The organism is Bradyrhizobium sp. SZCCHNR1051, from assembly GCF_032489615.1.
In the GTDB taxonomy this organism is placed as follows: Bacteria; Pseudomonadota; Alphaproteobacteria; order Rhizobiales; family Xanthobacteraceae; genus Bradyrhizobium.
Window position 1 is genome coordinate 1 of record NZ_JAUEYJ010000059.1, and the last position, 1643, is coordinate 1643.

Genomic DNA, 1643 nt, shown 5'->3' on the forward strand with positions numbered 1-1643 from the left:
GTTTGCCGAGACCCTCGGGCTTGAGCGCGTCGGGATCCATGACAACTTCTTCGATCTCGGCGGCCATTCGCTGCTCGTGACGCATTTGGTCTCGAAAATCCGTGCTGCTTTCGGGGTCGAGCTGCCGCTTGGTACGCTGTTTGAAGTTTCGACCATCTCCGGGCTCGCTGAACGGCTCGATCAGGCCGAGGCGGCAGCACGACCGACTCTTCGGCCGGGCCCTCGTCCGGAGGTGATCCCGCTCTCGTTCGCGCAAAGTCGCCTGTGGTTCCTCAACCATCTCGAAGGACAAAGCCCACACTATAATCTCACGCTCGCATTGCGTCTTCGCGGTGCCCTCGATCGCGACGCCCTCGAAGCCGCCCTCGCCGATTTGGTCGAGCGGCATGAGAGTCTGCGAACCGTCTTCCCGGAGACGGCGGGCACACCCCGCCAGCTGATCCTCGATGCTGAAATCGCTCGGCCGATCCTCGCGGTGGCGGCAACCACTGAGGCCGAGCTTCCCCAGGCGCTCAACATGGCCGCGAGCCGCGGCTTCGATCTCGCCGTCGAACCGCCGCTCCGCGTCGATCTCTTCGTCCTCGCGCCGCGCGACCAGGTTCTGCTGCTGTTGATCCATCATATTGCCGGCGACGGAGCTTCGCTCGGGCCGCTGGCTCGCGATCTCGCTACCGCTTATGCTGCGCGTAGTGAGAAGCGCGCGCCTGTCTTCGAGCCGCTGCCCCTGCAATACGCCGACTACACGCTTTGGCAGCACGCGCTGCTCGGCAATGAGGAGGATCCCGAGAGCCCGGTCGCGCGCCAGTTGGAGTATTGGAAGAGGGCGCTGCATGGCCTGCCGGAGCAACTGGAGCTGCCGGTTGACCGTTCCCGGTCGCCTGTTCCCAGCCATCATGGTGATACTGTCGCGTTCGAGATCACCCCCGAAGTGCACCAGGGGCTGCTGATGCTGGCGCGCGAACAGCAGGCCAGTCTCTTCATGGTGCTCCAAGCCGGCCTCGCTGCGCTGCTCACGCGGCTGGGCGCAGGTACGGACATCCCAATCGGCAGTCCGGTGGCGGGGCGCAGCGATCACGCGCTCGACGACTTGATCGGATTTTTCGTCAACACCGTGGTACTGCGCAGCGACACCGCTGGAAATCCAAGCTTCCGCGAACTGGTGGATCGCGTGCGCGCCGCCAATCTCGATGCCTACGCGAATCAGGATTTGCCGTTCGAGCGCCTCGTCGAGGCGATCAATCCGACACGGTCTCTGAGACGCCACCCGCTCTTCCAGGTGATGCTCGCGTTACAGAACGCTGGTACGCTCAGCCTTGATATGCCCGGTCTCACCATCGTCCCGCAACCGATGAGCAGCAGAGCTGCCAAATTCGATCTGGCCTTGATCTTGACAGAGAGTCGTGGCCAGCACGGTGGGTCAGCTGGGATCGAAGGCACGATCGAATACAGTACGGATCTGTTCGAGCGGAAAGCCGTCGAAGCCATCGCCACGCGTTTGGTGCGCCTGCTCGAATCTGCAACCGCCGCGCCGGATCAGCCGATTGGCGCAATCGACATTCTCGACGTGGCGGAGCGGCGTCGGGTGCTGGCGGAGTGGAATGACACGGTGCGCGCGGTGCCGCCGACGATATTGCCGTCTCTGA

At 63.7% G+C, this 1643-nt stretch carries 1 protein-coding gene; it reads left to right on the top strand.

Annotated features, from left to right (window positions below):
- A partial coding sequence (locus tag QW868_RS33480) for a condensation domain-containing protein (protein ID WP_316182711.1) occupies positions 1-1643 on the top strand: 1643 nt, incomplete at both ends.